This window comes from Nonomuraea sp. NPDC050643 (assembly GCF_040654715.1).
GTDB lineage: Bacteria > Actinomycetota > Actinomycetes > Streptosporangiales > Streptosporangiaceae > Nonomuraea.
Genome location: NZ_JBFAIM010000021.1, coordinates 131,598 through 143,220, shown reverse-complemented (window position 1 = coordinate 143,220; position 11,623 = coordinate 131,598). Strand labels below are relative to the sequence as shown.

10 protein-coding genes are annotated in these 11,623 nt (G+C 71.0%); 3 read left to right on the top strand and 7 right to left on the bottom strand.

Annotated elements, in window-relative coordinates:
• Window positions 1-15: 15 nt before the first annotated feature.
• Entirely contained in the window at window positions 16-690 is a 675-nt protein-coding gene (locus AB0I15_RS28240; RefSeq protein ID WP_358101722.1) for a biliverdin-producing heme oxygenase, read from the top strand.
• 4 nt (window positions 691-694) lie between these two features.
• Here the strand turns inward: AB0I15_RS28240 and AB0I15_RS28235 are convergent, their stop codons facing one another.
• From AB0I15_RS28235 to AB0I15_RS28205, 7 genes are all read right to left on the bottom strand, one after another.
• Window positions 695-2,287 (bottom strand): glycoside hydrolase family 13 protein, encoded by a 1,593-nt coding sequence (locus AB0I15_RS28235; RefSeq protein ID WP_358101720.1) that lies wholly within the window; start codon window positions 2,285-2,287, stop codon window positions 695-697.
• Window positions 2,288-2,357: 70 nt separating this feature from the next.
• Window positions 2,358-4,808, bottom strand: coding sequence for a CBM35 domain-containing protein (locus AB0I15_RS28230; RefSeq protein ID WP_358101718.1), 2,451 nt, complete (start codon window positions 4,806-4,808; stop codon window positions 2,358-2,360).
• Between the two features lie 51 nt (window positions 4,809-4,859).
• Complete coding sequence (locus tag AB0I15_RS28225) at window positions 4,860-5,732, bottom strand: carbohydrate ABC transporter permease (protein WP_358101716.1); 873 nt, start codon at window positions 5,730-5,732, stop codon at window positions 4,860-4,862.
• 1 nt (window position 5,733) lies between these two features.
• Complete coding sequence (locus AB0I15_RS28220) at window positions 5,734-6,657, bottom strand: sugar ABC transporter permease (protein ID WP_358101714.1); 924 nt, start codon at window positions 6,655-6,657, stop codon at window positions 5,734-5,736.
• On the bottom strand, window positions 6,654-8,003 hold the full coding sequence (locus AB0I15_RS28215; RefSeq protein ID WP_358101712.1) for an extracellular solute-binding protein: 1,350 nt from the start codon (window positions 8,001-8,003) through the stop codon (window positions 6,654-6,656). Before AB0I15_RS28215 ends, AB0I15_RS28220 begins: the two co-directional genes overlap by 4 nt.
• Before the next feature lie 192 nt (window positions 8,004-8,195).
• On the bottom strand, window positions 8,196-9,200 hold the full coding sequence (locus AB0I15_RS28210; RefSeq protein ID WP_358101710.1) for a LacI family DNA-binding transcriptional regulator: 1,005 nt from the start codon (window positions 9,198-9,200) through the stop codon (window positions 8,196-8,198).
• Window positions 9,201-9,240: 40 nt separating this feature from the next.
• Window positions 9,241-9,429: a hypothetical protein gene (locus AB0I15_RS28205; protein WP_358101708.1), complete on the bottom strand. Its 189-nt coding sequence runs from the start codon at window positions 9,427-9,429 to the stop codon at window positions 9,241-9,243.
• Between the two features lie 76 nt (window positions 9,430-9,505).
• On the opposite strand from AB0I15_RS28205, the gene AB0I15_RS28200 reads away from it, so the two are divergent.
• Together AB0I15_RS28200 and AB0I15_RS28195 are read left to right on the top strand one after the other, a co-directional pair.
• Complete coding sequence (locus tag AB0I15_RS28200) at window positions 9,506-10,114, top strand: TetR/AcrR family transcriptional regulator (RefSeq protein ID WP_358101706.1); 609 nt, start codon at window positions 9,506-9,508, stop codon at window positions 10,112-10,114.
• Window positions 10,115-10,203: 89 nt separating this feature from the next.
• Window positions 10,204-11,622, top strand: a complete 1,419-nt coding sequence (locus AB0I15_RS28195; protein WP_358101705.1) for an MFS transporter — start codon at window positions 10,204-10,206, stop codon at window positions 11,620-11,622.
• Window position 11,623 lies beyond the last annotated feature (1 nt).

Genomic DNA, 11,623 nt, shown 5'->3' with positions numbered 1-11,623 from the left:
TTGTGACACTTCGTCATGAAACGTCAGCTCGAGCAGAGGTGGGCCGTGACCACGCCGTTCTCCGAAACCTTGCGGAACGCCACCTGGGGCGACCACGAGTCGGCCGAGTCCGAGAGCTATCTCTCGGAGCTGATGAGCGGGCGCCTGAGCGAGCACGAATACGGCGAGATGATCGCCCAGCACTATTTCGCCTACGTCGCCCTCGACGGGGTCTCGCGAGAGCTGGCCGAGCATCCGGTGGCGGGCCGCTTCGTCTTCCCCGAGCTCTACCGGGAGCGGGCGCTGGAGCGCGACCTCACCACCGTGTACGGCGCCGGCTGGCGCGACCGGATCACCCCGTCGAAGTCCACGCGCACCCTGGTCGCCCGCATCCACCAGGTCGCCGACTGGCCCGAGGGCTACATCGCCCACCACTACACCCGCTACCTGGGTGATCTGTCGGGCGGGCAGTTCATCCGGATGGAACTGCAGAAGATCTACGGATACGCCAAGGGCGGCGGCGTGGACTTCTACTTCTTCGACGAGTTGGGCAGTCTGCCGCGGTTCAAGACCGAATACCGCTCGCGCCTGGACGAGCTCGACCTGGACGAGCGCGAGCAGCAGCGGATGATCCGTGAGGTGAAGCTGGCCTACCAGCTCAACACGGAGGTCCTGACCGAGCTCATGCACGTGGTCAAGGCCGCCGCTTGAGGGATCAGCGGCGCAGCCAGGCGCAGGCGTCCGGCGGGAGGCCGTCGGCGACGGGGGCGCTGGCCAGGAGGACCTCGGTGTGGGCGGGCAGCCGGACCGGCCCTGAGGTGAAGTTCACCACACAGGTGAGCGCCCCCCGGGCGAAGGCCACCACGCCCGGCTCCGTGTCGAGCCAGGTCAGCGTCTGAGGGGCGGGCAGGGCGCGGCGCAGGGCCAGGGCGGTCCGGTAGAGGGTGAGCATCGAGTGCGGGTCGGCGGACTGTGCCTCGGCGGTCAGGTCCTTCCAGGCGGGCGGCTGGGGCAGCCAGGGGCCGGCGGCCGCGTCCGGGGGTGAGAAGCCGAACGGCGGCTCGTCGCCCGACCACGGCAGCGGCACGCGGCAGCCGTCCCTGCCCCGGTCCGTGCGGCCGGACCGCTCCCAGGCCGGGTCCTGCAGCAGCTCCTCCGGCAGGTCCTCCACCTCGGCCAGGCCCAGCTCGTCGCCCTGGTAGACGTAGACGCCGCCGGGCAGCGCGAGCGTGAGCAGCGCCGCCGCCCTGGCCCGGCGCACGCCCAGCTCCAGGTCGCTGGGCGCGCCGTGGCGCTTGTCGCCCATGTCGAAGGCCGTCTCGGCGCGGCCGTAACGGGTGACGTGCCGGATGGTGTCGTGGTTGGACAGCACCCAGGTGGGCGGCGCGCCGACGGCGGCGTGGGTGGCCAGGGTGGCGGCGATGACCTCGCGCACCGGGCCCGGCTCCCACGCGCCGACCAGGAACTCGAAGTTGAACGCCGAGTGCAGTTCCCCCGGCCGCAGGTAGCGGGCGAACTGGGCGGGCGTGGGCAGCCACACCTCCCCCACGAAGACCCGCTCCCCCTCGTACGCGTCCGCGACCTCCCGCCACGACCGGTAGATCTCGTGCACGCCCGCGCGGTCCTGGTACGGCAGGTCCGCCGGATCGGGCGCCTCCCCCACGTCCGGCAGCCCGTCCTTCTTGACCAGCCCGTGCGCCACGTCCACCCGGAACCCGTCCACCCCCCGGTCCAGCCAGAACCGCAGGATGTCGAGGAACTCCGCGCGCACCTCCGGATGCTCCCAGTTCAGGTCCGGCTGCTCGGGGGCGAACATGTGCAGGTACCACTCCCCGTCCGCCACCCGCGTCCACGCCGGGCCGCCGAAGTAGGAGCGCCAGTCGTTGGGCGGCAGCTCCCCGGCCGCGCCCCGGCCGGGCCTGAACCAGAACCGGTCCCTGGCCGGCTTGCCCGCGAGCGCCTCGCGGAACCACGGGTGCCGGTCGGAGCAGTGGTTCGGCACCAGGTCGATGAGGATCCGCAGGCCGTGCGCGTGCACGTCGCCGATGAGCCGCTCGGCCTCGGCGAGCGTGCCGAACAGGGGGTCGATGTCGCGGTAGTCGGCGACGTCGTAGCCGGCGTCGGCCATCGGCGAGACGTACCAGGGTGTCAGCCAGAGGGCGTCCACGCCCAGGTCGCGCAGGTACGGCAGACGCCGCCGGAGCCCGGCGAGGTCGCCGACACCGTCACCGTCACCGTCGGCGAAGCTGCGCACGTAGATCTGGTAGATCGCGGCCGTGCGCCACCAGGAGGCGGGGGGATTGGACATGTACTCCCTTTCGTGCGGGAGGCGTCCCGCGGTCCGCGGGACGCCTGGGGTGTGGTGACGGTAAGGCCCGCTACCAGCCGCTGTTGCCCTGGCCGCGGACGAAGGTGTATCCGGTCACGTTGTTCAGCCCGCCGGAGACGGCCCCGGTGACCTTGACGCCGGAGGCGGTGGCGCTGCCGGCCGCCTCGGCCTCGATGCCGTACGTGCCGGCTCCGGCGATCGTGACGTTCTCGAGGGTGAGGTTGGTGATGGTGCGCTGCCAGCTCAGCAGCAGGCCCTGGTGGAGGCTGTCGTTGATGGTGACGTCCCGGACGAGGACGGGCGCGGTGATGTCGGCCGTGTCCGCGTAGATCCACAGCCCGCCGAGCCGGGCGGCCCAGTTGGGCTCGTAGCCGCCGGTCCTGGTGAGCGTGTTGCGCTGCACCGAGGTGGTGCCGCTGAACGGCACCGGCGCGAAGCGGGTGCTGATCGCGATGCCGGCGGAGGCGGTCACGGTGTCGGACAGCAGGTTGTCCTCCACCCGGTTGCCGGAGCCACCGTAGACGCCGACCGCGTTGGCCAGCATCGGCAGCGCGACGGTGTTGAAGGTGAACGCGGAGTTCGTGACCGGCGACCCCTCGGAGAACATGGCCAGCCCGTCGTCACCGGTGTTGCGGACGACGCTCTGGTCGAACCGGGTGCCCCGGACATCGGCGTGCAGGTTGACGCCGTCGGCGAACGTGTCACGGATGCGGACCCCGGCGACGTACAGGCCGTCGGTGCCCGAGTCGATCCACATGCCGACCTTGACGTGCTCCATCCAGACGTTGTGCACCAGCGAGCCGGTGCCGAAGTTCCCCTCGATGCCGGTGTCGAAGTTCTGGTCGTCGCGGTGGCGGACGTCGCCGGCGATGGTCAGGTCGGCGATCTGGACGTTCGAGCCGGTGGCGAAGAAGCCGCCCTTGCCGTTCGTGCCGCGGACGGTGGTGTGCCACTGGCCGGCGCCGCGCACGCTCACCCCGGCCACGTTGACGCGGGCGGTGACCACGAACGTGCCCGCGGGGATCCACACGCCCTTGCCCTGCGCGCGGGCGGCGGCGATGGCGGCGTTGAGGGCGGCGGTGTCGTCGCCCGCGTCGTTCGCCACCGCGCCGTAGGAGGTGACGGGCAGGTGGTCGGCGGGCATGGCGGCGGCCGGGGCGACCTGCTCGGTGTCGATGAGGTCGATCACGTAGTAGGCGGCGCTGGAGGAGGCGTCCTTGCGCAGGCGCAGCACGGTGCCGGCGGGCTGGGCGGGGATGCGGGCGCGCACCTCGTCGTAGAAGTGGTGCGGGCTCCCACCGGCGGGGTCGTTGGTGTAGGGGTAGGCGCCGTAGACCCAGCCGTAGGTGGAGCCGAGGGTCAGGTCCTGGAGTTTGACGCCGTCCGCGTACAGGGCGAGGGGGGCGGTGAGGCCGGTGCCGGCCGCGTTGTCGGGGACGATGTGGCGCACGACGATGGAGTCGGCGGGCCTGGTCAGCGTGAACTCGACATACTCGCCGGTGGCGTCGAGCTCGACGGCGCGGCGGCCGGACGCCTCGGCGGCCTGGGTGAGGTAGGTGCGGTCGGGGCCGATGACGGTGGCGTTGGTGGTGCCGTGCTCGGCCTCGTACTCGGTGTAGGGGACGGTGGCGCCGCGGACGTTCAGGGTGCCGGCGCCCGCCACGGTGAGGCCGTCGAGGGCGACGCCTCCGGTGTCGCCGCTGTCGTACTGGTAGCCGATGAGGTTGAGGCCGGCGCGCAGGGTCAGCGTGTGGGTGGTGGTCGGCCAGCCGCTGCCGGCGGGGAGGGTGAGGCGGGCGGTCTTGAGGCCGTTCACGTAGGCGGTGAGGGTTTTCGCGCTGCCGGTGGGGTTGGCGTAGCGGACGGTGGTGACGGCGCCGCCGGCGGCGGGCATCGCCACGGTACGGATCACGCGGGCGCCCGGCGTGGTGAAGCCGGTGGCGTAGCCGGTGCCGCTGTAACCGGCGATCGAGTTGCCGGCGACCGCACCGCCGGACAGGAACGCGCTCTCCATCTCGTACGGGAGCGCCGCCACCGGATCCGCCACCGTGATGGCGTCCAGGTTGACGTTGCCCAGGTCGGTGGTGTCGAAGCGGTAGGTGATGGTGTTGGCGCCCGCCCTGAGCGTGAGGGTCTCGTCCTTGGTGCCCCAGGCGTTCCAGGCGCCCACGGCGGGCAGCGTGCTCTGGCGGATCTTCGTGCCGTTGACGTAGACGGACAGGGACATCGTGGCCGTCGTGCCGTTGGCGTACCGGAGGCTGACGGTGGCCGCGCCCGCGGCGGCGGTGGTGACCGTGAAGGTGGTGGCGGCGTTGCCCTTGTTGCCGTCGGTGTAGCCGGCGACGAAACCGCTGCCGGTGTACCCGCCGTGCTCGGTGCTGACCGTCGCGCCACCCGACAGGGCGGCCGACTCCGCCTGGTAGGTGGTGGCGGCGGCGTGCGCGGGCACGGCGAGGGCGGCGAGGGCGAGGACGACGGCGGGTAACAGTCTGCTGAGCATGGCGAACCGGACTCCTTACCTTGGGGGGGTGGATCGGCCTTGAGGGGTGGGTCAGCCCTTGAGGGCGCCGGCGGACAGGCCGCCGAGGATGCCGCGCTGGAAGATCATGAAGATGACGATCATGGGGAGGCTCGCGATGGCGAGTGCGGCGAACATCTCGTTCTGCGGCACGAACCCGGTGAACGCCAGCCGGCTCAGCGCCACGCTGAGCGTCTGGGCCTGCGGGTCGCGCAGCACCAGCAGCGGCCAGAGGAAGTCCTTCCAGGCCCCGATGATCGCGAAAATGGACACGACGGACAGGACCGGCCGCGACAGCGGCAGCACGACGCTCCAGAGCATCCGGAACCGCCCGGCCCCGTCGATGGCCGCCGCCTCCAGCAGCTCGCCGGGGATCCGGTCGAAGAACCGCTTGAGCACGTAGATGTTGAACGCGTTGGCCGCGGCCGGCAGCCACAGCGCCCACGGCGAGTCGACCAGGTTGACGCCGAGGATCGGCACCTCCACGACCGCCAGGTATTTCGGCACCAGCAGCGCGTCGGCGGGCAGCATCAGGCTGGCCAGGATGAGGCCCAGCACGACCTTGCCGAGCACCGGGCGCAGCCGGGACAGCGCGTACGCCGCCGCCACGTCCACCACCAGCGTGATCAGCCAGATGCCGGCGGTGTAGAAGGCGGTGTTGAGCAGGAACCGGCCGAGGTCCAGCCGCTCCCACGCGGTGGCGAAGGTCTCCGGATGCCACGCCCGCGGCAGCAGCGTGGGCACCGGCTCGGCCAGCTCGGCCGGGGCCTTCATGGCTCCGGTGAGCATCCAGTAGAGAGGGAAGACGAAGATCGCCACGAACAGCGCGGCCATCGCGGCCAGCACGATCCAGTAGACGGCCCGGCGGTGGCTGCGCTTGAGCTCGGCCTCGGAGATCAGCGTCATCTCAGTCCTTGTCGCGGGTCAGGCGCAGGTACGCGGCCGAGAACGCGCCCAGCACCACGAACATCAGCACGCTCATCGCCGCCGCCAGCCCGAAGTCGTTGTTGACCGTGAAGGCGTAGCGGTAGACGAGGACCATGACCGTGATCGTGTCGGGGTTGGTGGTGCCGGTGAGCTGGTACGGCTCGATGAACACCTGCATGGTGGCCACGATCTGCAGCAGGAGCATGACCAGCAGGATGAAGCGCATCTGGGGCAGCACGACGTGCCGGACGCGCTGCCAGACGCTCGCGCCGTCGAGCTCGGCGGCCTCGTACAGCTCCTGCGGGATCGTGGCCAGGCCGGCCAGGTACATGATGGCGGTGCCGCCCATGTTCGCCCAGGTGGAGACGAGGACCAGGGAGATCATGGCCAGCCTCGGGGACTGGGTCCAGTCGGAGGCGGGCAGGCCGAGGCCGGTCAGGATCGAGTTGAACAGGCCGTTGCCGGGGTCGTAGAAGTACTGCCAGAGCAGCACGCCGACGATGGGCGGCAGCATGACCGGCAGGTAGACCGCGATCCTGAAGAAGCCCTTGAGGTGCCGGAACTCGTTGATCACGAGGGCGACCACGAACGGCACGGCGTACCCGAACAGCAGCGCCAGCCCGGTGAACTCCAGCGTGTTGCCCCACGCCGTGAAGAACAGCGGGTCGTCGAAAAGGGCGCGGAAGTTGTCCCAGCCGACCCAGACCGCGTCGGTGACGAAGTTGACCTGCTGGAAGGCGAGGACGACGCCCCGGACGAGGGGGTACCAGGAGAACAGGGCGAAGCAGAGGAGGCCGGCCGCGAGGAAGGCCCAGGCGTGCAGGTTGTCGGCGACCCTGCGGCGCAGCCGGGCGCGCTGGACGGTCGGGCGGTGCGCCGGGACGGCCGTCGCGTGGGCGCTCACCTGACCGTGGCCAGGATCTGGTCGACCTGCTTCTCGGCGTCGGCCAGGAGCCGGGCGACGTCGGCGTCCCTGTCGGTGAGGACCTTCTGCATGACCGTGTCGAGGGCGGCGTAGACCTGCTGGGCGTTCGGCGGCTCGAGCTTGACGGGGATGCGGCCGAGGGCCTCGGCGAACGGCGCGAAGTTCTCGGTGGGGATCGTGGCGTGCTTCCTGGTGGCGTCGAGCTGCTTGCGCTCGGAGTCGCCGGTCCACACGTTCGGCTCGGGCAGGCCGACGGGCAGGCCCTTGGCGGCCGCCTTCTCGTTGTCGGCGGCGATGCGGTCGGGGTTCTTCTTGAACGTCAGCCACGCCAGCCCGGCCCTGATCTTCTCCGGGCTCAGCCCGGCCTTGAACATGTAGCCGGAGCCGCCGCCGAGCGTGCCCAGGCCGCCGGGGATCGGGCCCATGCCGTAGTCCTCGTACGTGCCCTTGAAGCGGGTGACGGTGTTGGTCAGGTCGCCGGTCGAGCCGATCTGCTGGCCGAGCTTGCCCGCGGCCATGAGCTTGACCAGGTCGTCGTACTCCAGGAGCTGGCGCCTGCCCATGGTGTCGTCGGTCCAGCGCATGTCCTTGAGCTGCTGCAGGACCTGGCGGCCCAGGTCGCTGTTGAACGCGGACCTCCAGGCGCCGGTGGCGTCCTTGACGGCGACGTCGCCGCCGATCGAGTAGATCTCGGCGGTGAAGTGCCAGCCGCCGGTGTTGGACTTGCTGTAGTCGCCGTAGCCGACGACGCCGTCTCCGAGGGCGGCCAGCCTCTTGGCGTTCTCGCGGACCTCGGCCCAGGTGAGCGGGGGCTTGGCGGGGTCGAGGCCGGCCTTCTCGTACAGCCTGCGGTTGTAGAGCAGGCCCAGGGAGTAGTTGTCGTCGGGCAGGCCGTACACCTTGCCCGCCGCGTCGGAGAAGACCTTCATCAGGCCCGGCTTGTAGTCCTTGGTGACGGGGAACTCCGCCAGGTACGCGCTGACGTCGGAGACCTGCCGCTTGGCGATGAGGTTCTGGGCGTCGGTCAGGTAGACGTAGAAGACGTCCTCGAGCTGGCCGCCGGCGATCTTGGCGCTGAACGTCTGAGGGTCCATGAAGCCCTCCTTGGCGTCGATCCGGTAGTCCGGATACCTGGCCTCGAACGCCTTGACGTTCTCCTCGAAGACGGCCCGGTTGTAGTCGTCGGTCGCCGGGGGCAGCCCGTTGACCGTGATGGTCACCGGGCCGCCCGCCGGTCCGGCCTCTTCGGGGGCGCCGCCGCAGGCCGCGGTGGCGAGTGTCGCGCAGACGGCCAGTGACAGCCCGAGGGCCCTGGAGCGCTTCATCACTAGCGATCCCTTCCGTGAGTGGAGCACCTGGACCAGGGCAGCCCGGATCGCCGGCAGTGCCTGCCGTGTCATTGGGGGTTTTCGAGCGCCGAGGTGTTGCCCAGAACCGTAGGACCGCACATGTCGGATGTCCAGAGCGTGACGCAAGAATCTTGCTGTGATATGAAATTTACTGACATGCACTCCGGGTCAGCGGGCCGGGCACATCCCGGTGGAGCCCCGCACGATCAGCTCGGGGTCGAACAACACCTCGTCGGCAGGCACCACATGGCCGTTGATCTGCGACATCAAGGCGGCGACCGCCGCACTCCCCATGGCCGCGATGGGCTGGCGCACGGTGGTCAGGGGCGGGTCGGTCACGCTCATCAGGCTCGAGTCGTCGAACCCGACCACCGACACGTCGGCCGGCACCCTGAGCCCGAGCTTGCGCACGGCCCTGACGGCGCCGAGCGCGAGCGCGTCACTGGCGCACACCAGCGCGGTGACCCCCTCGCCGACCAGCCGCGCCGCCGCCGTGGCGCCGCCCTCCATCGTGAAGATCGTGTGCCCCACGAGCGCGCGCCACCCCCGCTCACCTCGGTCTTCGGCACAGGCGGCGTAGGCGGCGAGCTTGCGCGCGGACGGCACGTGCCCGACCGGCCCGAGGATCAGCCCGATCCGCTCGTGCCCGAGCGCCCGCAGGTGCCCGAGCGCCTGCCGCACGGCCACACCGTCGTCCACGCACACGCGCGGGACGTCCAGGTTCTCGTCGGCCGCGTTGATCAGCACGATGGGCAGTTTCCGCGCCCGCAGCACCTTGACCTGCGCCGCCCCGGCGTCGGCGTAGCTGCTGCCGATGAAGACGATGCCGCCGACGTTCTGCGCGAGCAGCATCTCCACGTAGTGCGCCTCGGGCAGCCCGTCGGCGGTGCGCGTGCACAGGACGGGCAGCAGGTTGTGCCTGATCAGCTCGGTGACGACGAGCTCGGCCATGGCGGGGAAGATCGGGTTCTGCAGCTCGGGCAGCACGAGCCCGATGAGCGGCGCCCGCGCGTTGCGCAGCTTCTGGGGCCGCTCGTAGCCGAAGACGTCGAGCGCGGTGAGCACGGTGTCACGGGTGGCCTGGGCGATGCCCGGCTTGTCGTGCAGCACCCGGCTGACGGTGGCCACACTGACCCCGGCGAACGCGGCCACATCGGAGAGGCGTCTCGGCATGGCCCGATGTTACAAGCCTTAACGCAAGAACAGCAATGAGCTACGCAAGAAATCGACAACTGCTATCGGTACGCGTTCCGCCGCGGGTGATCCGCTCGGCGAACTCGGCCCCGAGCTCCTCCCCCGCCTCGGACAGCCGGGAGGCGACGCGCTGGGCCCGCACGTGGTGCGCCCGCGGGCGGAAACGCACCCCGTCGCCCGGCCGGCAGCCCGTGATTTCCTTGGCCACCGGGGTGGACGCCTCCGGCGGATCCCGTTCTCGTTAACCGGCCGGGGCGGGGGTGGTGCGGCCTACCATGGGGCGTATGCCCCGCATCTCGGCCGCCACCATCGGCGAGCACCGCGCCCAGACGCGCGACCGGATCCTGCAGGCCGTCTCGCGGCTGTCGCGGGTGCAGGGCATCGACGCGATCTCCATGACCGACGTGGCCGGCGAGGCCGGCATCACCAGGACGGTCCTGTACAACTACTTCCCCGACAAGGCCGCGCTGCTGCTGGCGTTCACCGAGCAGGTGACCCAATACTTCATCGACAGCTACGAGCGGGAGTTGCCCGCCGGGGCCTCGCCCGCCGTGCGGCTGCGGTCCTTCGTGCGACTGCAGCTCGCCGGGCTGCTCGCCCATCCGCATCCGGGGGCCGGGGATCTCAGCGCGGCGCTGGGCCCCGACGCCTACCAGCGGCTGGCCGAGCATGTCGCGCCCATGCAGCGCGTCCTCGTCGAGATCCTGGAGAGCGGGATCGCGGCCGGAGACTTCCGGGTGCTCGACGTGGCGGCCACCGCGCGGATGATCCTCGCCGTCGTCGGGGCCGAGCGGGTGCCGCTGATCAGCGGGGACGTGACGGTGGAGGCGGCCGGGGAGCTGGTGTCGGAGTTCGTGCTCCGTGCGCTCGGGAGCGGTTCCGCGCCGACCTGATCGCGCGCTGGGGCCTGATCGCGCGCTGGGGGCGGTGGCGGGCATGCCCCGGGGGGATCGTGTGCCGGGGGCGGTGACAGGATTGGCCCATGACAGACCGTCCCGTTGAGCCCCTCGTCAACGGTCACGTCGAGCTGAAGTCGGCGCGTGGCCGGTGGATCCTCGCGACGACCGTGCTCGGGTCCGGGCTGGCCCTGCTCGACAGCACGGTGGTGAACGTGGCCCTGCCGTTCCTCGGCAGGGAGCTCAAGGCCGACATGGCCGGGCTGCAGTGGACGATCAACGCCTACACGCTCACCCTCGCCGGCCTGATCCTGCTCGGCGGCTCGCTCGGCGACCGCTTCGGCCGGCGCAAGATCTTCCTCATCGGCGTCGTCTGGTTCGCCATCGCCTCCGCGCTGTGCGGGCTGTCGCCGAACATCGAGTTCCTCATCGGGGCCCGCGCGCTGCAGGGCATCGGCGGCGCGCTGCTCACGCCGGGCTCGCTGGCGATCATCCAGGCGTCGTTCGTGCGCCACGACCGGCCCCGCGCCGTGGGGATCTGGTCCGGGCTGGGCGGAGTGGCCAGCGCCATCGGGCCGCTGCTGGGCGGATGGCTGGTGCAGTCGGCCGGATGGCGGTGGGCGTTCCTGATCAACCTGCCGTTCGCGGTGCTCATCGTGTTCGTCACGCTCCGGCACGTACCGGAGAGCCGGGACGAGCAGGCGGTGGGGCGCTTCGACGTGCTCGGGGCGGTGCTGGCGGCCCTGGGGCTGGCCGGGCTCACCTACGGGCTGATCGAGCAGGGGGCGCCGGTCCCGCTGATCGCCGGGCTGGCGCTGCTGGCGGCCTTCGTGTGGACGGAGATGCGCAGGTCGCCGGACGCGCTCGTGCCGGTGGGGATGTTCCGCGACCACGTGTTCACGGCGGTGAACGTGGTGACCCTGATCATGTACGCCGCCATGGGCGTGGTCTTCTTCCTGCTCGTGGTGCAGCTCCAGGTGGTGTCCGGCTTCTCCCCCATCGCCGCCGGGCTGTCGATGCTGCCGGTGACGATCCTGATGATGCTGCTGTCGGGCAAGGCCGGCGACGTGGCCAAGCGCGTCGGCCCGCGCTGGCCGCTGACGCTGGGCATCCTGACGGCGGGCGGCGGGTTCCTGGCCATGAGCACGATCGGGGTGGGCGCGTCGTACCCGTTCCAGGTGCTGCCGGCGGTGCTCGTCTTCGGGCTCGGGCTGTCGTGGGCGGTCGCGCCACTGACCGCGACCGTGCTGGCCACGGCCGCCGAGCGGTACGCGGGCACCGCCAGCGGCGTCAACAACGCCGTCGCCCGCACCGGCAGCCTGCTGGCCGTGGCCGCCGTGCCGCCGCTGGTCGGGCTGGTGGGCGACGCGTTCCAGAACCCGCCGGTGTTCGACGCCGGGTTCCGGATGGCGATGCTGATCAGCGCCGGGATGATGGTGGCGGCGGCGCTGATCACGTTCTTCACGATCAGGACGAACGTCCTGGCCGTCGATGACGACGACTAGC

What these genes read in the sequence shown, in the direction of transcription:
- AB0I15_RS28215 (WP_358101712.1), bottom strand. Translation starts at nt 8,003, where the DNA reads ATGAAGCGCTCCAGGGCCCTCGGGCTGTCACTGGCCGTCTGCGCGACA.
- AB0I15_RS28240 (WP_358101722.1), top strand. Translation starts at nt 16, where the DNA reads ATGAAACGTCAGCTCGAGCAGAGGTGGGCCGTGACCACGCCGTTCTCC.
- AB0I15_RS28195 (WP_358101705.1), top strand. Translation starts at nt 10,204, where the DNA reads ATGACAGACCGTCCCGTTGAGCCCCTCGTCAACGGTCACGTCGAGCTG.
- AB0I15_RS28210 (WP_358101710.1), bottom strand. Translation starts at nt 9,200, where the DNA reads ATGCCGAGACGCCTCTCCGATGTGGCCGCGTTCGCCGGGGTCAGTGTG.
- AB0I15_RS28225 (WP_358101716.1), bottom strand. Translation starts at nt 5,732, where the DNA reads ATGACGCTGATCTCCGAGGCCGAGCTCAAGCGCAGCCACCGCCGGGCC.
- AB0I15_RS28230 (WP_358101718.1), bottom strand. Translation starts at nt 4,808, where the DNA reads ATGCTCAGCAGACTGTTACCCGCCGTCGTCCTCGCCCTCGCCGCCCTC.
- AB0I15_RS28235 (WP_358101720.1), bottom strand. Translation starts at nt 2,287, where the DNA reads ATGTCCAATCCCCCCGCCTCCTGGTGGCGCACGGCCGCGATCTACCAG.
- AB0I15_RS28200 (WP_358101706.1), top strand. Translation starts at nt 9,506, where the DNA reads ATGCCCCGCATCTCGGCCGCCACCATCGGCGAGCACCGCGCCCAGACG.